This window comes from Paenibacillus sp. OK060 (assembly GCF_900101205.1).
In the GTDB taxonomy this organism is placed as follows: domain Bacteria; phylum Bacillota; class Bacilli; order Paenibacillales; family Paenibacillaceae; genus Paenibacillus; species Paenibacillus marchantiae.
On record NZ_FNFR01000002.1, the window covers coordinates 257,183 to 275,968 of the forward strand.

14 protein-coding genes, 1 pseudogene and 1 riboswitch are annotated in these 18,786 nt (G+C 44.2%); of the genes and pseudogenes, 2 read left to right on the forward strand and 13 right to left on the reverse strand.

Features of this window, described 5'->3' with window-relative positions:
* Positions 1–14: 14 nt before the first annotated feature.
* The 11 genes and pseudogenes from BLS14_RS07495 to BLS14_RS07540 form a co-directional block, all read right to left on the reverse strand.
* Positions 15–2,302 (reverse strand): annotated as a pseudogene (locus BLS14_RS07495) (DEAD/DEAH box helicase).
* 182 nt (positions 2,303–2,484) lie between these two features.
* Complete coding sequence (locus tag BLS14_RS07500; protein ID WP_090950644.1) at positions 2,485–4,785, reverse strand: stalk domain-containing protein; 2,301 nt, start codon at positions 4,783–4,785, stop codon at positions 2,485–2,487.
* A gap of 395 nt (positions 4,786–5,180) precedes the next feature.
* Positions 5,181–5,354 carry a hypothetical protein gene (locus tag BLS14_RS32505; RefSeq protein ID WP_161490550.1) on the reverse strand — a complete coding sequence of 58 codons (174 nt, stop codon included), beginning with the start codon at positions 5,352–5,354 and terminating at the stop codon, positions 5,181–5,183.
* A 168-nt stretch (positions 5,355–5,522) separates the two neighbouring features.
* A riboswitch (cobalamin riboswitch) is annotated at positions 5,523–5,728 on the reverse strand.
* A 112-nt stretch (positions 5,729–5,840) separates the two neighbouring features.
* On the reverse strand, positions 5,841–7,388 hold the full coding sequence (locus tag BLS14_RS07505) for an ABC transporter substrate-binding protein (protein ID WP_090950648.1): 1,548 nt from the start codon (positions 7,386–7,388) through the stop codon (positions 5,841–5,843).
* A gap of 7 nt (positions 7,389–7,395) precedes the next feature.
* Positions 7,396–8,157 carry a response regulator transcription factor gene (locus BLS14_RS07510; protein WP_064637670.1) on the reverse strand — a complete coding sequence of 254 codons (762 nt, stop codon included), beginning with the start codon at positions 8,155–8,157 and terminating at the stop codon, positions 7,396–7,398.
* A 3-nt stretch (positions 8,158–8,160) separates the two neighbouring features.
* Entirely contained in the window at positions 8,161–9,888 is a 1,728-nt protein-coding gene (locus BLS14_RS07515; protein WP_090950651.1) for a sensor histidine kinase, read from the reverse strand.
* A 174-nt stretch (positions 9,889–10,062) separates the two neighbouring features.
* Positions 10,063–11,568, reverse strand: coding sequence for an ABC transporter substrate-binding protein (locus BLS14_RS07520; protein WP_256336260.1), 1,506 nt, complete (start codon positions 11,566–11,568; stop codon positions 10,063–10,065).
* Between the two features lie 84 nt (positions 11,569–11,652).
* Positions 11,653–12,582 (reverse strand): carbohydrate ABC transporter permease, encoded by a 930-nt coding sequence (locus tag BLS14_RS07525; RefSeq protein ID WP_063563695.1) that lies wholly within the window; start codon positions 12,580–12,582, stop codon positions 11,653–11,655.
* Positions 12,583–12,597: 15 nt separating this feature from the next.
* Positions 12,598–13,542 (reverse strand): ABC transporter permease, encoded by a 945-nt coding sequence (locus BLS14_RS07530; protein ID WP_090806770.1) that lies wholly within the window; start codon positions 13,540–13,542, stop codon positions 12,598–12,600.
* A 291-nt stretch (positions 13,543–13,833) separates the two neighbouring features.
* Positions 13,834–14,127, reverse strand: a complete 294-nt coding sequence (locus tag BLS14_RS07535; protein WP_256336261.1) for an aldo/keto reductase — start codon at positions 14,125–14,127, stop codon at positions 13,834–13,836.
* A gap of 96 nt (positions 14,128–14,223) precedes the next feature.
* Complete coding sequence (locus BLS14_RS07540) at positions 14,224–14,763, reverse strand: cysteine hydrolase family protein (RefSeq protein ID WP_090950653.1); 540 nt, start codon at positions 14,761–14,763, stop codon at positions 14,224–14,226.
* 179 nt (positions 14,764–14,942) lie between these two features.
* Here BLS14_RS07540 and BLS14_RS07545 point away from each other — a divergent pair, with 179 nt between their 5' ends.
* On the forward strand, positions 14,943–15,323 hold the full coding sequence (locus tag BLS14_RS07545; RefSeq protein WP_090950656.1) for a hypothetical protein: 381 nt from the start codon (positions 14,943–14,945) through the stop codon (positions 15,321–15,323).
* A 73-nt stretch (positions 15,324–15,396) separates the two neighbouring features.
* Here BLS14_RS07545 and BLS14_RS07550 read toward each other — a convergent pair whose 3' ends face one another.
* Positions 15,397–16,695, reverse strand: coding sequence for an NCS2 family permease (locus BLS14_RS07550; protein WP_063563691.1), 1,299 nt, complete (start codon positions 16,693–16,695; stop codon positions 15,397–15,399).
* Between the two features lie 443 nt (positions 16,696–17,138).
* Positions 17,139–17,939 carry a GNAT family N-acetyltransferase gene (locus tag BLS14_RS07555; RefSeq protein WP_090950659.1) on the reverse strand — a complete coding sequence of 267 codons (801 nt, stop codon included), beginning with the start codon at positions 17,937–17,939 and terminating at the stop codon, positions 17,139–17,141.
* 331 nt (positions 17,940–18,270) lie between these two features.
* Between BLS14_RS07555 and BLS14_RS07565 the strand changes: the two genes are divergently transcribed.
* Positions 18,271–18,672 carry a VOC family protein gene (locus BLS14_RS07565; protein WP_072733113.1) on the forward strand — a complete coding sequence of 134 codons (402 nt, stop codon included), beginning with the start codon at positions 18,271–18,273 and terminating at the stop codon, positions 18,670–18,672.
* Positions 18,673–18,786: the final 114 nt, after the last annotated feature.

Genomic DNA, 18,786 nt, shown 5'->3' on the forward strand with positions numbered 1-18,786 from the left:
TCGTCACGCTCCCATCAATATTTTGACATCCTATATATCGGCCACAGTACCAGCTTCAACATCTTACTGCCCCAAAAAGCCAATACGGTCGTTCCGGTCCATGAACTGCGCTTATCTTGGCTGTATTGATCGTTGATCATATAAGTCCGAGTCGAAATAGGACTCTTCAGACCGAACTGTTCCCATTTCGCCGGATCATTCGAACCTCCGAGTTTTCTAAGCATATTCGCCGACTCATGATCTATTTTAGCCGGAATTTGCTCGAATGCTGGGTAATTTGCGTATGAAACTCGTCGATCGGGTTACGACTGGTAATGCTCTCGAGATGGATGCTTTCGCGAATGTAAGAAACGTATGCCAGATGGTCAGCCCAGAACTCGTCGATATAAAAAAGCCGTACCCGCTGCTCTGAAGGACTCATCTTCCTCTCGCCTTTCAATATTTCGAGCCGCTCCTCGTAAAGGATTCGCCGCTGATCCTCCACCATATCCGAATAACCGTTCAATTCCCGCTGAATATCGAAGTTTTGGCCAATAATCACGCGCTGAATATGCTCGATTTTGCTGCGGAGCGCCGGATCATTCAGAACCTCGTCCTGCCTGGGGGCACGAAACAATTTATGAATGCCGAAGCGAAGCATCAACTCGTCTTCCAGGCTTATATAGAATACGGAAGCACCCGGATCACCTTGGCGGCCGGAACGCCCGCGCAACTGGTTGTCAATCCGCATGCTCTCGTTCACATATGTACCTATCACGTATAATCCGCCCAGCTTGGCAACCACTTCTGCCTGCGCTGGGTTGCCTCCACCGAGACGAATGTCGACGCCGCGTCCTGCCATATTCGTAGATACCGTTATGGCCCCGATTTCTCCCGCTTTGTCGATGATCTCGGCTTCTTTCGCATCGTTTTTCGCATTCAGAACCTGGCAAGATACGCCGGCAATCGCAAGCGCCTCCGCCAGCATGTCAGACTCCTCGACGCTTGACGTACCAATAAGAATAGGGCGTCCCACCCTATGGACGGAAGAGATTTCTTGTACAAGCGCCTTATATTTGGCTTCTTTATGGGTGTAAATTCGGTGCTGGTGGTCTATCCGTATGTTTGGCTGGTTCGGCGGAATTTGCACGACCTGCAGCGCATAGATATCTTCGAATTCCATTGCTGAAGCGAGCGCCGTAGCCGTCATTCCGCAAATTCCCGAATACAGGCTAATGAAATGTTGAATGGTGATCGTACCGAGAATTCTACCACCGGCCTTCCACTGCAACCCTTCTTTCGCCACCAGTGCAGCTTGCAGCCCGTCCGGCAAATACCTGTTCTCAGCCACACGGCCGGTATGTTCTTCGATTAACTCAATTTCACCATCCCGGACGATGTAATCGACGTCTTTTTTTAATAACGCTTCCACATGCAGCGCACAATTCAATGACGTTAACAAATGACTATTATGGCTATCGTACAAATTGCCGCATCCCAGCAGCAACTCCGCTTTCGCAGCACCCGCATCATTCAAGTAAACGTTCCGCTGGAACTCGTCAAAATCGTAATGCTCTGCTGGCTGAAGCTGCCGGGCCACTTCTGCGAAAAGAATACCGTCATTCTTGGAAGCGCTCGAATCGCCACTAATGACTAGCGGCACCCGCGCTTCATCAAGAAGCAATGAATCCGCTTCGTCGACGATGACGTAGTGGAAAGGACGGTGTACGGTATCAGCTTCATTTAATGCTATTGTGTCACGCAAATAATCGAACCCTGCTTCTTTAGCCGTAACATAGGTTATATCCTTGGCGTACGCTTCCCGTTTCTCCAACAGGCTCATGCCCGCTTGAACCGAGCTTACCGTTAACCCAAGGAAACGGTAGATCGGACCCATCCACTCCGCATCTCGATTTGCCAAGTAGTCGTTAAAAGTGAGTACATGAACGCCTTCGCCTGTCAACGCGTTGAGATAAGCAGGCATAACAGCAGAGAGTGTTTTTCCTTCACCGGTATGCTGCTCGATCAAAAATCTCTCGTGCAAAGCGATAGCAGCCATAATCTGGACATCGTAAGGCTGTAATCCGAGTGTTCTCTTCGCAGCCTCGCAGACTAACGCATAAGCATCAACAAGCAGCTCATCCAAATGCGTGCCTGATCGTGCTTCTTCTTGCAGCCGAAGGGATTCCACTTGTAGACGCTGATCTTCCCAAGCTTCCAAATTCCGTTTCCTGATAAGCTCCACTTCGTCTCGATAATCTTTCAACAAACGCCGGGTATCGCGCTTCTTGAATTCACGTATCAACTTGACGACTACATTCATCGGAATTTGATTCCTCCTCAGTAGAAATAAGCGGTTCTATAGTGGCTTTTTAAGCAGCATCCATCCCGTATATCCTCATATCCCCAGTGAAAAGAAAAGACTCCTTATGGAGTCCTTCTTTCGATAGTTAATACGCCAACCCAATCATTCATTCCCGCTCTAGCTTATGAGAGACAACTTCATCACTTCTCCGATGGGAGCGGTGTAAAAAGTAGATTAACCGGCAGGTTGCTTCCTGGCGCGGCAGAGAAAAGAATCGTTACGCTCTCTCCATATGCCCCTGTGCGGTAAAGAACGCTTTGTTCACTTGAATTGCTAACAGCAACGTTACCATCGGCAATGGATACAACCTGATTGTTCACTAGAGCCACTCCTGAGTATTTCCCTCCACGAGGGTTAAATGAGATTAACGTACGCGGAGCCACATTATTCAGCGTGATTTTGTACAATACGCCAAAATTACCCGCGTTGGATGCGTCTGTGTAAGCCATTGGATCTGTTCCAACCAGATTGGGATCGCTTGCGTTATCACCCAGTGGCAGACGAGCAGGTTTGACTCCCACTAGCTGATCATACGTAATGATACGAGTCGCATTCGGGTACGTTCCACGGTTGTGCACACCGTCACGATCAAGCACAGGTAGCATTGGTAAAGTCTCGAACGGATCTTTATTTTCTTCGACGAGGATAACGTTATAGTCCAGGGAATAATCACTATAAGCATCCGAATAGAGTGAGATCACTTGTCCTTCTTTCATCGGAGTTTTATTTAGCTCGGTCAAAATCAGTTTGCTTTCTCCAGGTTGAATAACTTCTTTCTTCTGATCGGCTCCGGTCTGAATCGATTTGAACCATTTATCAATCGACAGTTTCCCAGCTACGGTAGCATACGGTGTAGGCCCGGCAAAGCCCATATTTTGTTGTTCGAATACGGCCGGATTGGGGTTGTTATTGGTTGCAATAACATACATTTTTACTCTTTTGCCTGTATTGTTAACATGATGAATCATGAAACGGGTCTGCCCTGAAGATGATTCTTTATATACGATGCCTTCCGTATTAACCGTTTCAGGACTGTTGCTGCGGATCAGCAGACTTGGCTCATCCCTGTACGTATAAGGTACTTTTTCCATAGAAGTCACTTCGCCACCGTTGAAGGTGAATTTCTGTCCTACCGGCGTGAAGAGTAAATTGAAATCGGAAAATGAATATAATGTCTCATTGGTTATGGTTATAACTTTGGAGTACATGTTCGTCGCGCCGTGATTGTCAGTAACGGTGAGTGTTACCGTTTTTGGACCGGGTTCAAAGAAGGCCAGCGAATTGTTTTCCCATACCGTTTTTTCAATACTGTTTTCATCATCTGTACTTTGGTCGATGTATGTTATTTTTTCGCCCATTTTATATTGTTCCTTGTCTGTAGTGAACATGGCTACAGGAGGAAGATTAGGACTCAGTACTTGAATCGTCATCGAATAGGGATCGCTCCATTGACCATTGGAATCCTGTACTTGATATGAAATCGTATATGTACCCGCTTGATCAAATGATTCCTGACGACCTGTCCAGCGTTCATCTAGGATATCCAGACCATTTGGAGAACTGGAAGAAGTCACATAGTCCACTTTATCGCCCGCAAAAATTTCCTTTTGGGAAATCACAAAGCTTGCAACGGGTTTAGTATTGAGATTCAGCACAACCGTTTTAGCCGACTGATTCACTTTATAGGTGATGTTCAGAGCTTGAGTAATGGAAGTTAACGGCACCATGAACGTATTTTTTTGCTGATAAGCAGGGCCTTTCATCGTTCTGGACTCTCCATTTACGGTATAGACCGTGCTGTTGGTTTTGAATCGGAGCTCATTATCACCACTGATGATGATCGTTTCTTTGGTTTTATTATCGTATTTGACCCCGTATCCCACACGGTCCACCAGTGCACGGATCGCAACATAGGATACGCCGTTTTTTACAGTCATGGGCTGGCCAGCAAGATACGTTTTGCCATCCTGCTCCATTTTGTTGCTATTCATGTACAACGTCAGATTGCCGCCTGCTGCTACGGCAGAATTTCCATCAATAGATGGTTGCTCTATTTGAGCTGGCGTAGCTGGCGTTTCAACATCCTCGGGGGTTCCCTCTTGGTTTACAGGTTTCGTACTCGTTTCGTTTGTAGTCGACCCTTCGCCATCAATGGCGGATTTCTCGATATCTGTTTTGGGTGTTTCCTCAATGCCTGTCAAAGTTCCGGTTTCTTTTCCTTTAGTGGACGGCGTATTGGTGGATGCATTATTGCTCCCTGTCTTTACTTCACTCTCAGCGATCGGCTGCTCCTGCTTCAATACCTCAACCGATTCTACTTTGGCCGTATTTACTGATGCTGTGTCATCTTGCGGTGCTGATTGCGCACTCACTGAACCGACTGCAAATGCTTGAAAAACGGCTAAAGCGGTAAAAATGGACAATTTCTTCTTCATATTCATGCTTTGTCTTTGGCTCCTTCTGCTCCCAAGTAATTGTTATCCTCTCAAAAAGTCATACTATTAGACGCTAGATTTAGGAAAAAGTTTCTAGTAAACTTGTAAATTATGGATCGTGTTCAGCTATTTTCAATGGAAATGCTATTTAATCAACAAATAAATTATAAAAGAATCATTTAAGAGTCTTCAAAAGATTACCTTTTAAGCAGCGGATAGCGCAAACGTATAAGCCTTCACTAACATTACTGGCTAACCGTAGTAATACAAAAAGCCGCTATAAAATAGCGACTTTGAATTGGAACAATCGTTTTCTACCTCGACAATTGATTTTTCTTACGTTCTTTATGCATCGATTTTACCAGCCAGAATGTACTATAATGTCCTACTTGCTAGCAAATCTAACTTAGTACTTTTCGTAGTATCTTCTGCCAGCGCTCTTGTGTGTCTGGAGATGTATATTCCAGATGATGAAGCAGGTCGCCATATGCATCGGCATTTAAATTTCGAATGACTCTGATCATCGTTTGTTCATTTTCTACGTGAGACAAAAAATGGACTAATTCATACCGCATTGATGGACTCCCTCCTCATAACCCACAACCTTGTGGGCATCTGTACTCATGACATCTGTAGACAACCAAAAAAGACGTCTTTCCCCTGAAAAAGCATAGGGAAAGACGCCTCCATAATTATGCAAATTATGACGGTTCATCTAACACCTTCCTATCTCCCGTAGGTACAGCAGTGCTGTCGAAACAGGCAGGTCTCCTGGCTCCGGAATCGTCACATGGCAGCGGCCTTCCCGATTGATCTCAATCAGTGGCTAAGTAGGCTACCTGCTCCTCCGTCACAGTGGCGGGACCGCGTCGGCATCGCACCGACTTCCCTTTTAAGTTTGGCCGACAAGCAATGTTTGCGACCAGACACCTGTTCCCGATATTTAATTTGGGTATTTTAAAATCTCTTACATCTTACTCGACAACGAAAGACAAATACAAGCGTTCAATTACAAAGGAGTAAATACCACATCCTGAACACCCTTTCAATTGGCAAATAATTTAGTGAGCTTTTTGACGAACACTGTGAATGCCATGCATCTGATCAACACGCCAAACGTCAAGTTGCCTCTGCACTTCTGTCCGCACCTCGTCCAGACCTGCCTGCTTCAGCTCCTCATTAAATTTGGGCAGTACCCTGTCCACATCCACACTGCCGGTCATCAGGCTTGGATAGTACTTTTCCCAAACCATTTTTATGAGGTTGACCTGAATGGACATACTGGTTAAATTCGGCGTAAATCCGAGCAACTTCGATGTAACGTATTCCGCGTTTGCTGCTCGGTACTGATCCCACTTATCCAACGGATCGGGATATTTTCCACCGATCGTTTTGAGAATGAACCAGTTTCCTTGTGTATATTGCACACCTTCATAGCCGACTTCTGATACCGGATCATTGCCGCTGTCTCCCGAAGATTTCAGCAGCACCTGCCCGTTCTTGTCCAACGTATAATGCACACCTTCAATACCGTAATTAAACAGATTGCGGATCTCCGGGTCCGTGTTGAGCAAATTCAAAAACTTTACGCTTTCAACGGGGTGCGCTGACTTTGCGTTTATTGCCATAATCCCGCCGCGAACGGATTCCGTCGTGATTAGTGGCGGGGTCACAGGATAAGCAACAACTTTATAGCCGCGATCCTTGCTCCAGCTGTTTTCCGAAAGTGGTCCCCCTCCCGCAGATTTCCAGAAAACCCGTTCTTCGCGTTTGAGATTTTGGCTCTCCCGCAGGGCCGCGTCTTCATTGATGTAACCCTTGACGTAATAGCTGCGGAGTGTATCCAGCACCTGCCTTGCTTCCTTGGCCTCAAATATATTGATCACATGCGCGTCGGGATCCAGAGAACGCACCATGAGCGGTAGCGGTTTGTCCAGCACATATTCGTAACCGTACATGGCGAAGAAGTTCTGGGAATCCTTGTCCATCTCCATCAACTGATAGGAGGGTTCCTTTTCCTTGATCATTTGGAACAGCGGATCCAGAGATTCCAGGCTGTTGTACTTCGTAATATCAATGTCATACTTTTGGACAAGCGTCTCCGGATACATCCATTGCATACGGACCGCAAGCTCCTTATTCGTGGGCACACCGTAGATGCCGCCGTCTTCCATGCGAACGCCCTGCCAGAGAACGGGGTCGATCGCGTCGTACATATCCTTGCCGAAGTTGGATAAGTAGCTGTCCAGTCTCAGCCATGCTCCCCGTTGAACATAGCTTGAGTAATCCGTGGTAAAAGCGATATCAAAAGGAGTTCCCGTCGAAATTAGCGTATTGATCCGGTCATTGTACTCCTGCCAACCAATCTTGATATATGTAATAGTGATTCCGATTTTTTGAGCCAACACTTCATTGATTTTATCGTTTACCATCTTCAGATCCGGATCAGAATTGCCAAGCGTATAATAAATCAGATTCACTGTGTTGATATTTTTGTCGAATTCCTCGTTCTTGCCCGATATGGAGATACACCCGGACAGAGGCAGCGTCAACATCGTTGTAATCAGGACAGACTTGATAAATCTATTCCAGATACATGAATGTATCATTTCTGAACTACTCCTTTCTCCGCAGATCGGAAGGCGATTTGCTGAAGTAGGCTTGGAAATGCGTGTAAAAGTAGTTTAGATTGGCGTAACCGACGGAAAGCGCAATCGTCGATATCTTCTCGTTTGTAGCCTGAATACGATCTCGCGCACATAACATCCGGTAAGCCATAAGGTACTCCGAAAATTTCATCTTGGTTTCCTTCAGAAACAACTGTCCAAGATAGGTTCCGTTCATGCGAAAACGGCTCGCCAACTCTTTGAGATTAAGATTTTGATTGTATTCAGCCTTAACCATTAGCAAAATACGGTTGGTTAGCTTGGATAAGCTGTCGTAGCGCACTTCCAATATGGGGTCTATATCACGGTGGCTCAGATTTCTTCCCTCCAGCGTACCGTTCAAATTTTCGACGATGACTCGTTCAATCAGAGCTTGAAGCTTTGCTCGCTCAACGGGTTTGAGTAGATAATCCTTAACCCCACAATGAATAGCCTCCAGGGCGTATTCGAACTCACCATAACCGCTCATCATAATATAGGTAGTCGGGAGCCCGAGCTCATTAAGCTTGTGAATGGCGTTATAGCCGCGATCCTTGCCAATGCAAACGTCAAAGATTGCTAGGTCCGGCCAAAACTCCACGGCCTTTGTTAGCGCATCCCCATAGGTTTCGCTGGTCTCGATCTGTCTGAAGCCAAGCATTTCCCAATCTAGCGTTCGCTTGATTCCTTCCAGAATTAGCGGCTCGTCATCAACGATTAGAAGTTTGTACATACGTTATGCCTCCTTCGCTATGGTTAAGGTAACTTTGACACCAGCTTCCACATTATTTTCAATTTGCATGGTAAAGCCTTTCCCATAGAAAAAATGAAGCCGTGTATAAACGTTGCGTAGGCCGATGCTCTCCGATGCCGAGTCCCCGACAAAAGACAGATTGCGGCGGATATCAGCTAATCGATCTTCCGAGATCGAGTTCCCATTGTCTACAATCTCCAATACGTATGAGTGGGCATTTTCCAATCCATTCACAACAAGCAGATTAAATTCGTGGTCCGAATGGAAGCCGTGTACTAAAAAGTTCTCGGCGAGCGGCTGCATCCAGAACTTAACGGTAGGTAAAGCCAGCAGTCCCTGGTCCACATTGATTTGATAATAGAATTTGTCCGGATATTTAAATTCCATGATCTTTAAGTATTTTTCAAGCAAAGCCAGCTCACTGCCCAACAGAATAATATCTTCGTTCTTCACGATTTCACGATATAACGAGCCCAGTGTAGCTACCGCTTCAGCCGTATCAACCGCGCGGCCCGCCAACGCAAACGATCGGATTATTTCAAGTGTATTGTACAAAAAATGAGGGTTAATTTGATTTTGAAGCGCTTTCATTTCTGTTTCCTTCTGTTTCAGTTTTAGCAAGTACTCGGTTCGAATATGTTGGTTGAGCTGATGCGTCATATCGTCGAGTTCCCTCGCGATCATTCCGTACTCATTCTTTCGATAGCGGGTCGGACTGATTGGCGTAAAATTGGCGGATTTTACACGTTGGATGGAATAGATAATTCGTTGCAAAAAACCTGCGTCTTCACGAAGATTGTATCCGATTAACAGGAGAAAACTGACCATAGCTGCCAAAAAGATCAAGAACACGGTAATCAGCATGCCGGCTTTTTGCCGGAAAAGCACTGCCATGTCTACAATACTAATCAATTGGTAATCGTAAGCATTGGACGAATGGGTCACATAAAATGCGCGATCCAGCTTGCCTAACTGCATAAACCCCTTGGTACGTTCTTTTGAAGCAGCCTTTATGAATAATTCCTGGGTGGCTCTGTCTCCAACGTCCATGAGATAGACATCTCCAGCCGCGCTGACGACTCCGTTTTCGATCCATTGATTGTTCTGCACGCCTTTGAATAATACATCGCTACTGACCAAAAAACGAAACTCACCGAGCTGGCGTGAGATTTGATTTTCGTCCAGCAGCTGCTTACGGATCACGAAACCTCTTTGGATTGTCTCTCGAAATATATCATCCGTGTTAGGCAGATTAAACAAAAAGCTCGTCGCACCGTTACTGGCGAAACGTACTACGTTGCCTCGTTCCTCGGTATGCAGACTCACCTGGATAATATCTTCCTGCCCACTGCCGAGAAAAGCTTTCACATCCTCTGGAAACGATGCAAGAGGCTGATCATAGCGGCTGTTCTGGAGTCTTCCCGTCAGATAACCTTCCGCGCTGTTGGCGAGAAAATAACGAACGTCTGCCACCAGACCGTTATTGGAGTAAACTCGCTGTAAATAGGATTCGATCCGCTCAGCATCGTTTTGAAGAATGCTTTCAACCCGGGAGAATGCATCTGCCGCTTGATTCTGAGCATTCTCTAACCACTGCTGCAGCAAAACAAATGTGGTCAATACGCTTAAAATCAGACCCATGAATAACGTAAAAATCGCGTAAGCAATAAATTTGCGGCGGTAGATTTTGATTTGAAAGAAGGAAAACATGCAGCTCTCCTTAGCAGTTGGATTATATTGAGACTTATAGTTTTACCATATAGCTATTTGTCGGACAAATCAATCCGTTATAAACTCAAATTAAATGCAAATGTCACCAGTAAGATTGGAAAACCCGAACGGCCACAACGGCTCCGTTCGGGTTATTGTCTCAAGTCTCAAGGATTATGATTTGAAATATGCGTTGATCTGTTCTTGTGCGGCTTCCATAATCTTATCCAATCCAGCTTTCTTCAACTCTTCTATAATTTGCGGTATCTTTTTTTCCGGATCGGATGCGCCAGTGATCAGCTCATAATTGTATTTGTTCCATACAGCCTTCACATTGGCTACTTCAGTGCCGAGTTCGCTAATATCCAGTGCAAAGCCAAGGATTGAAGATGAGGTGGCTGCTTCATTCAGCTTGCGGACCTGATCCCACTGATCTTCAGGTGCGCCTTTTGTGACAGCCATGTTGAAGAACGTTCCTTGTGTATAGGCCGCCAGCGGCCACGAATCCGTTTTCCGTTCAACTGTATTGTCGTTTACATAATCGAAATCGACACCCTCTTCGCCATAAGCAAGCATATTGCGCAGCTTGGGGTCGGTGTTTACCAGTTCCAGATATTTAAGCGCTTCTTCCTTGTACTTGGAGTTGGCAGAGATTGCGTTCATGGATCCCTGGATTGTGCTGGTTGTATAGATCGGACCTAGAATTTGAACCATGTCGTATTTATCAATACCCGCCGAGATCTGCCAATTCACTTCTGCACCAGGGAACGCCTGCGCACTGAAGAACGGGCGATAAGGGTCGGCCTCGATCTTGGTTGGCGCATCCGGATTGATAATGCCGTCCTTGTACCATTGATGCATGAGCTTCAGTTTTCCCTGTATATCCGGTTGTTCCAGAACAGAAACGACTGTACGGGATTCATCTTCGGCCTTTACGCCGATCGGCTGAAAGCCGAGAGTCATATCGTCATAGTCATTAAAGAAACCGTTAATGCCCTCTCCTTGAGTCAAGGACAGTGGATAGAACCCTTTGCCTTCACCAGCCTTGAAGTCACGGAATGGCTTGTCCAGATCCTGTAGTGTCTTGATGCTGCCGAGGTCGACATTGTACTTTTGCACGAGCGCATCGTCAAACACCCAGTACTGGGTTAATGAAGAATCCTTATATGTTGGAACAGCGTAAATCTTGCCACCGACTTTCGTTCCATCCCACACCAATTCTGGGATATAGCTGTGCAAGTCCGGTACCGTACTTGGCACAAGGTCAGTAATATCCGTGAATGCGCCCATGTTGACCTGTTGACTGTATTTTCCGTTATTCGTAAACATAATGTCGAAAGCTTCACCGGAGTTTACAATCGTATTGATCTTGGTGTCCCAATCGCCCCAACTGGCAACGCGGAGATCGATTTTTACACCAATCTTCTCTGCCGTATATTCGTTTATCTTCTCAATTGCCTTATCAAAATTGGCTGGCACTTGTCCGCCGATCGTCCACCACACCAGCGTAGGTACCTCGCCGGAACCTTCGCCTGCATTCGATCCTGAGTTTTCCGCTGACGTGTTGTTTGACGCGTTATTGTTGTCTGAGCCGGAACAGCCTGTTAAACCAAAGATAGCCAGCGTTACCACTCCAATCAAAAGCGGAGTTTTCATCCATGCTTTAAACCTTGTCCTCATTCCTCTATTCCCTCCCTTAAGTTAACACGCACCGATCCTGCGAAAAAATTATGATAAACCTGAAATTTCCAGATTTATTTCGATTTATCCCTTAACTGCACCCACCGTCAAACCGGAGATAAAGTATTTCTGGAAGAAGGGGTAGGCCAGAGCAACGGGCAGTACAATAATGATCGCAACAGCCATACGTGCCGATTCTTTGGGCATGGTGGCGACAAGCTCGGCGTAGCTTATGCCCATCGTCGAGGCGTTTTTAGCCAGCGCATCAACGTTGCTCATCAGGCTGTTCAGTAGCGCCTGCAGCGAATACAAGCTTTGGTCGTCAATATACAACATCGATTGAAACCAGTCATTCCAGTACGAGAAGCAGAGAAACAGACCAATCGTCGCTAGAACTGGCAGTGAGATCGGGAGCACGATTGTGAAGAAGATGCGGAATTGACCTGCTCCGTCAATTTCAGCCGATTCGATCAGCCCGTCCGGAATGGTCGTCTTGAAAAAAGTTTTGCAGATGATGACATTAAAGGAAGAAACGGCTAATGGTAAAATCAGCGCCCAGATTGTATTGCTTAATCCCAACATCGTCGAATTGATGTAATAGCTGGAGACAAGACCGCCGTTAAAAACCATCGGGATGAACACAATCCATGTCAAAAGTCCTTTTAGCTTAAATTGGGGACGGGACAATGCATAACCCATCGTAGTGGTGAGCAGTACGCCGATCAGTGTGCCTATTACCGTAACGAATACGGAGACTCCGAGCGCACGTACAATCATCGAGCCCTGCTTAACGATATAGTTGTAGGACTCAGCCGAGAATGCCGACGGCAGGAGTTGGTAACCGGTCTCTCGAATGGATGCTTCGCTAGACAGTGAAATAGATAGCACGACGACGATAGGGACTACGCATAACAAAGCTAAAATGATAAAGATGAGGTGAAAAAAAATGTTCGTTCCTTTGCCGACTCGGTTAAACTTTTCAAGACCGGAATCGTAGCTTGATTGTGTTGACATCTTCCTGCCTCCTCTCTAAATCAGTGCGCTTTCTGGGTCAACTTTGCGAACGACCCAGTTCGCGAATAGGATCATTCCGCAGCCCAGTACAGATTGCATGAAGGCAGAGGCGGACGCCATCCCGACCGTCGCGGTTTTGAGTTGTTTGTACACAAGCACATCGACCGTCGTGGTCACGTTGTAGAGAGAATTGGAGTCCCGCGGCACTTGGAAGAACAAACCAAAATCCGTGGAAAAGATGCCTCCGACTGACAGGATAAACATCAGCACGATAACAAATTTCATTAAAGGCAGCGTAATATACCGTGTCTGCTGCCACTTACTGGCACCATCAATGACGGCGGCTTCGTAATACGTTGAATCCATGCTTGTGATTGTCGCCAAGTAGACAACCATCCCATAGCCGAGACCCTTCCACATGTTCATAAACACAAGGAGATAAGGCCAATACGATGGTTCCATGTACCAATTTTTTGGATCCTGGTTGAAATGGGTCAGAACTTGATTGGCAATCCCCTTGTCATAGCTCAAGAATGCCCAAAGCACCGCGGAAACGACAACCCAAGATAGGAAATACGGGAGAAACATCATCGTCTGATAGATCTTGGCTGCCTTGCGGCTGTGCAGCTGTCCAACCATCAATGCAAGTGACACAGGCACGATGATACCCAGAATAATAAAAATCATGTTGTAACCGATTGTATTGCGAATTACGATCCAGACGTCGTTCGAACTGAACAGGAATTCAAAGTTTTTGAACCCGATCCAGTCGCTGTTTATAACATTACTGAGAAAATTCCCGTGAATCTTGAAATTCTTAAAAGCGATAATGACACCGAACATCGGCAAGAAGCTGAACAAAATGTACCAGATTGTGGTCGGAAGCACGAGCAGCGTGAGCTCGGTGTCATGCTTGCGCCAGCGTGTTCGTACTCTTTTGCGGGTGACTTTTGCTCCCATATCATTCTTCCCTTCTTGTAGAACCTATCCTCGATTAGTTGTAATTCTATGTAAATCACCAGATAATTCCTAGATCAAAAACGTTAGATAATAGTCAAAAAACAATAGGTTTTAATATATTTAACATCGATACTGGGTGAGAGAATATAAGAAAGACCTTGAGAGTTTACCACCCTCAAGGTCTGGAACTATCTATTAACTTACGGACGAACCACAACACCATTTTTAAAATTCATCTGCGGAAACTCCCACCTGCTATTTCATTCTCTGGAATTGCGGCTTCAATTCTTTTCAGGTCACTTTTAATAAATTGGACATCCAGAGACCGGATTGATAAAGATCGATATATTCTACGTTTAACCGTTTTAGCGTGTAGGCCAGATAATTTTTTATATGTTGAGGCCTAACATCCAGGCCGTACATGAATCCGTCTAGCGCCACTAATGCTCCAAACGTTACAGCTAAAAAAGCCTTCTCTCTTTGGCTGCCTTTAAGTGCCTCGCCAATAAGCATTTCGTTATGTCCGCTGCTATAAAAATCAGCCGTATTTAAATGAGAAATTCCAGCATCCAACGCGGCAGCCACTGCTCAAAATAATGAATAAGGGACTCGATTTCTCCACGAAACTGCTCTAAGCCCTTAAGTTTTAGATCCGTCACAGCAAGGTGTTCACGAAGGGTCTCATCGTGAAATCGACATTATGATATCCTGGGTATCGCTTAAAGAAACAAACCAGTTTTGTAGAAGGATATTATGATGTGTAATGATTTGATCTGCAATTAAAAAGGAAGAGTCCGCAGTACTGTGACCATCTTTGGCTAAAATAACATCATATCCTAAGCTAAATGCTCTACGACATGTAGCATCAACACATATCTCAGTCTGAATTCCTGCGACAATCAGTTGATTAACGTCTAGCTGATTTAAATGTGATTCAAGGGTGGTATCTTGAAATGAATCTGGAAAGTCCTTTTCAATTTTCACATCTTGAGCGATCAAGGGTAAGGCGGGATGAAGACTCCACCCTGAGGATTTTTTTGAGGTTAGCGACCCTAATTTCCCATTATGCTGCGTAAGTATGACTGGAATCTTACTTATGTGGGCCCACGTAATAAGTTGTTTGATATTATCTAATAATTTTTCACTGTTATGTATAAAGAGAGGATTCATAAATGATCCGATTTGTACATCTATGATCAATAATGCTGGCTTGTAGATCATAACTTTCCCCTCCTCATCCTAGATACTTCTTCATTCATTCATTCTAGAGGTTAGAATTGCCCGTAAGCATAATTATATTCATCATTTTATACACCTAATCAGTTATGAGACAAAGTTCTTGCCCTCTGTTTGGTACAAGAACTTTGTTTTGAATAAACTCTGAAATACTCATACTTCTTATGAATTCCATGCGTGTTGAGGAGGCTCAAAAAAAGCTGCTTCAAAAGTATGTCTCTATAGATAATATTGATAAGGTGTTTCCAGAGGACATCTCTAAGCAAACGTACTTGGATGGACAACTTTATAATTTGTTATTGCTTGTCCATCGAGCTATCGTAAAGGATCTTAAACCAGACCATCCTTTCCTACAGCAGCAGTTGCATGGCATATTTGCAGATACTCCATTACGTAATCTCATTTTCAATGACGAGGCAAATAACGAAGAACTGTATAAAAACGTAAAACCCTATGAGTCGTTGGTGCCTAAGCATACTATGGATTTTTTAATAGAAGCATTTGAGGTATTAAATACGAAGAAGAATTCTTCTCTAAAGGATTAAACCGAGGGTTACATATAAATAAGGAGAACTGCCTATATATAAGCAGTTCTCCTTATTTGGATTAAACCGTTTCTTAGTGGTCCAGGAATACAAGCTGGATGAAGAACAATACCGCAAAAATGTAGAATATCGGATGAACATCCTTGCCCTTTCCGCGAAGCAGCTTGAGTACCGGATAGAAAATGAATCCAACACCGATACCTGTCGCAATACTGTGCGTCAATGGAGTAAGTATGATAATCAGAAAGGCAGGAAATGTTTCTTCGAGATCCTTCCAATTGATTTTGCTGATTACGCTAATCATAAAGTAACCCACAATAATCAGTGCCGGAGAAGTAATCGCCGGGATACCTGATATCACACTAACGATAGGTGTAAAGAACAAAGTAAGAGCAAGCAGTACACTTACCGTGACCGCCGTCAGTCCTGTTCTTCCTCCTGCAGCCACCCCTGTGCTGGACTCGATATAAGCCGATGTTGGGCTCGTTCCGAGCAAAGCGCCAGTCGTAGTCCCTACAGCATCTGCCAATAGGGCGCCGCGTGAGCGCGGAAACTTACCTTCCTTCAGCAGTCCTGCTTGTTCAGCAACGCCGAGCATTGTCCCCGTCGTATCAAACAGCGTGATCAACAGGAACGTGAATATGATGGTATACAAACCATTAGAGAATACGCCTGCCAAATCCAGTTGGAAAGCCGTTGACGTGAGGCCTTGCGGCAAGGATACAATTGACTCCGGCATTTGAAATAGTCCCATGATCCAGGCAAGAACCGCTGTTACCACCATTCCGATGAACAGATAACCTTTTACATTGTAAGCCATAAGCACAACCGTGATAATCAAACCGATAATGGTCAGGTAAGTCATAGGCTCTGCCAAGTTCCCGATCGTAATCAAATTTGATTCTGAATCGGCAATAATCCCGGAATTTTGCAGGCCGACCGTTGTAATAAACAATCCAATCCCTGCTGTTATCGCGTGCTTAAGACTCGCAGGAATGGCATCAAGCAGCATGTAACGAAATGAAGTAAGCGATAAAATAATAAACAAAAGCCCTGCTATAAATACAGCTCCTAGTGCAACCTGCCAAGACACCCCATATCCAGCAACTACACTATAGGCAAAGAAAGCATTCAGACCCATGCCAGGCGCTATGACAATCGGATAATTGGACCCGATTCCCATAATCAGCGTCGCCACAATACTCGCCAACACCGTAGCAATGAATACTCCGTTAAAGTCCATTCCTGTGCTGCTGAGTATTCCCGGGTTTACGATAACTATGTATACCATTGTGAAGAAAGTCGTGATCCCTGCGATGATCTCTGTTGAAACAGTCGTACCTCTTTCTTTTAGTTTGAACCAATTGTCCATGATTAAAGCCAGCCTCCAACTTTCAAATTATTCTCCAGAGCAAAAACAAAAAAATCCTAATCATCGTAATAGGATTGTAATATTACCGCTCCTATATTCGTCATTAGGATTAAAAAGCTAAGATTCTAAACCAATGATAAGGATACTCATATCTGCTTTACCCTGATGCCCTTTCGAATTTTAATAAATATAACACTCATTGTCAATGAATTAACGTATTGTTCACAGTTATTTACGAACTATATAGAGATGACATTAAGTATTCATTCGTTTTTCTGGAATAAGTTATACTGAATTTAATTCCCAATTCGCATGTATTTGCTTAAATGTTTTTAATTACGGCGATCAAAGAAAACGCCGATATACGGCAAAAGAGGCCCATTCCTTTAAATACTTATACCGATAAAACAAAAAAGCCGCTGAAATAGCGACTATAATTAAGACTATATTTTTGTCGTGGATAAAGTAAAATTCACAATAGAAAGTTCCGTTGTTGTTTGATACCCCAAGCCTTCATATAAGCGAACAGCAGGCAAGTTATTTGCCAATACGCCCAGATAGACATCTGGTGACAGTTTTTTACCGAGGTGTGTCAATTCACTTGTTAGGCGTTTAGCTAATCCTCTTCCTCTGTAATCTAACCTGGTAACAATGTTCCCAAGCTCTACTAGCTGAGAGTCATAAAAATGGTATCCGCCCACAGCTATGAAATCTTCACTTTCCTTAATTCCAAGAAAAGGATAATCCACTAACTCACTCCTTGTGAAAAACCTCATTTCCCCACTATGTAAAAAATCAATTACCTTAGAATAATCATTTTCATTTATCTTTTTTGCAATGTTAGATTCAAGGAGTTTCGATTCATCCTGATGTTTCATAGTTAAAAAACGTTGAGGAATTCCTTTGATAAGACCGAAGGATTGAAAAAGTTCAAGATCCCGTTGACAGAGTATCGTGCCACATACAGCACTTTCGTCAAGTTGGATCGTTTCTCTTGTAAAAGCAATGAGTTCTGGAAAAAAGATATCACGATCTTCAACTCGGAAGAAAGAAAATGCAGGAAAGGATAGTTCGCTAAAATAAGCTAATACGGCTGTAAGTTGACTATTCGTAAATTGACCAACATATTGAGCCTTATCCTTACGTTGCGTTAAATAACTATAAAAAAGCAAATTCTGTTCTGTATTAATGTGGGGCAATAATTCAAGAATTGTATCGTGAGTAAGCAATTGATGCGAAACCATTTTAACACCTCTCAAACTATAATTTCTATTCTGTTTTTTTATATTTTTTTCTTTCAACAAATACCCAGATATAGTACGTCAACCAAAATACAATAGGAACTAAGAATACATAAGCTCTCTGATTTACTGGAAGAAAATACATTATAAACAGTCCAATTATTAACATCGGTGGCATCAGGATAAAGTACTTTTTCTTATCTATGTTCATCCCTCCATTTGTTCAATATTCATAATAATAACATTCATTTATTTCTTTGATAAGATTCGCATCTGCTGCCAAAAGTAGAGTATAGTAGGCGTAGTTAAAATTATATTCTAGGAGGCTACAACCATGTCACAGGAGATCTGGATTAACCTGCCTGTCAAAGATGTTGAGAAGTCAACTGCCTTTTTCAATGAAATTGGATTCCATGCGGTGAGCGTTGGGAACGAGAGAGCCCAGCTTTCCATAGGTCAAACAACGATTTTGCTGTTCCCGGAGTCGGCGTTTGAGAAATTCACAGGTTCAAAAACAGCAGATACTTCCAATAGCGCTGAAGTAATATTTTCCATTGGCGCTGAAAGCAGAGAAAAAGTAGATACCTTTATTCAAAAAGTAGAGTCTGCCGGAGGAAGCATCTTTGGCAAACCGAGTGAAATCGACGGCTGGATGTACGGCGCAGGATTTGCCGACCTGGACGGTCACCGCTGGAACCTGCTTTACATGGATGAGAGCAAAATGCCGAAAAAATAAGTGAAAACGCCGGTTACCTGTTTAAGGTCATCGGCGTTCCTCCTATTTCTAAGTACAACGCAGCTGCCGGAGCATACATGTGACGAACAAACTACAAAATGGATTGAGATGGAT

What these genes read in the sequence shown, in the direction of transcription:
- BLS14_RS07565 (WP_072733113.1), top strand. Translation starts at nt 18,271, where the DNA reads ATGTCACAGGAGATCTGGATTAACCTGCCTGTCAAAGATGTTGAGAAG.
- BLS14_RS07525 (WP_063563695.1), bottom strand. Translation starts at nt 12,582, where the DNA reads ATGTCAACACAATCAAGCTACGATTCCGGTCTTGAAAAGTTTAACCGA.
- BLS14_RS07520 (WP_256336260.1), bottom strand. Translation starts at nt 11,568, where the DNA reads ATGAGGACAAGGTTTAAAGCATGGATGAAAACTCCGCTTTTGATTGGA.
- BLS14_RS07505 (WP_090950648.1), bottom strand. Translation starts at nt 7,388, where the DNA reads ATGATACATTCATGTATCTGGAATAGATTTATCAAGTCTGTCCTGATT.
- BLS14_RS32505 (WP_161490550.1), bottom strand. Translation starts at nt 5,354, where the DNA reads ATGCGGTATGAATTAGTCCATTTTTTGTCTCACGTAGAAAATGAACAA.
- BLS14_RS07515 (WP_090950651.1), bottom strand. Translation starts at nt 9,888, where the DNA reads ATGTTTTCCTTCTTTCAAATCAAAATCTACCGCCGCAAATTTATTGCT.
- BLS14_RS07530 (WP_090806770.1), bottom strand. Translation starts at nt 13,542, where the DNA reads ATGGGAGCAAAAGTCACCCGCAAAAGAGTACGAACACGCTGGCGCAAG.
- BLS14_RS07555 (WP_090950659.1), bottom strand. Translation starts at nt 17,939, where the DNA reads ATGGTTTCGCATCAATTGCTTACTCACGATACAATTCTTGAATTATTG.
- BLS14_RS07550 (WP_063563691.1), bottom strand. Translation starts at nt 16,695, where the DNA reads ATGGACAATTGGTTCAAACTAAAAGAAAGAGGTACGACTGTTTCAACA.
- BLS14_RS07540 (WP_090950653.1), bottom strand. Translation starts at nt 14,763, where the DNA reads ATGATCTACAAGCCAGCATTATTGATCATAGATGTACAAATCGGATCA.
- BLS14_RS07545 (WP_090950656.1), top strand. Translation starts at nt 14,943, where the DNA reads ATGAATTCCATGCGTGTTGAGGAGGCTCAAAAAAAGCTGCTTCAAAAG.
- BLS14_RS07510 (WP_064637670.1), bottom strand. Translation starts at nt 8,157, where the DNA reads ATGTACAAACTTCTAATCGTTGATGACGAGCCGCTAATTCTGGAAGGA.
- BLS14_RS07500 (WP_090950644.1), bottom strand. Translation starts at nt 4,785, where the DNA reads ATGAATATGAAGAAGAAATTGTCCATTTTTACCGCTTTAGCCGTTTTT.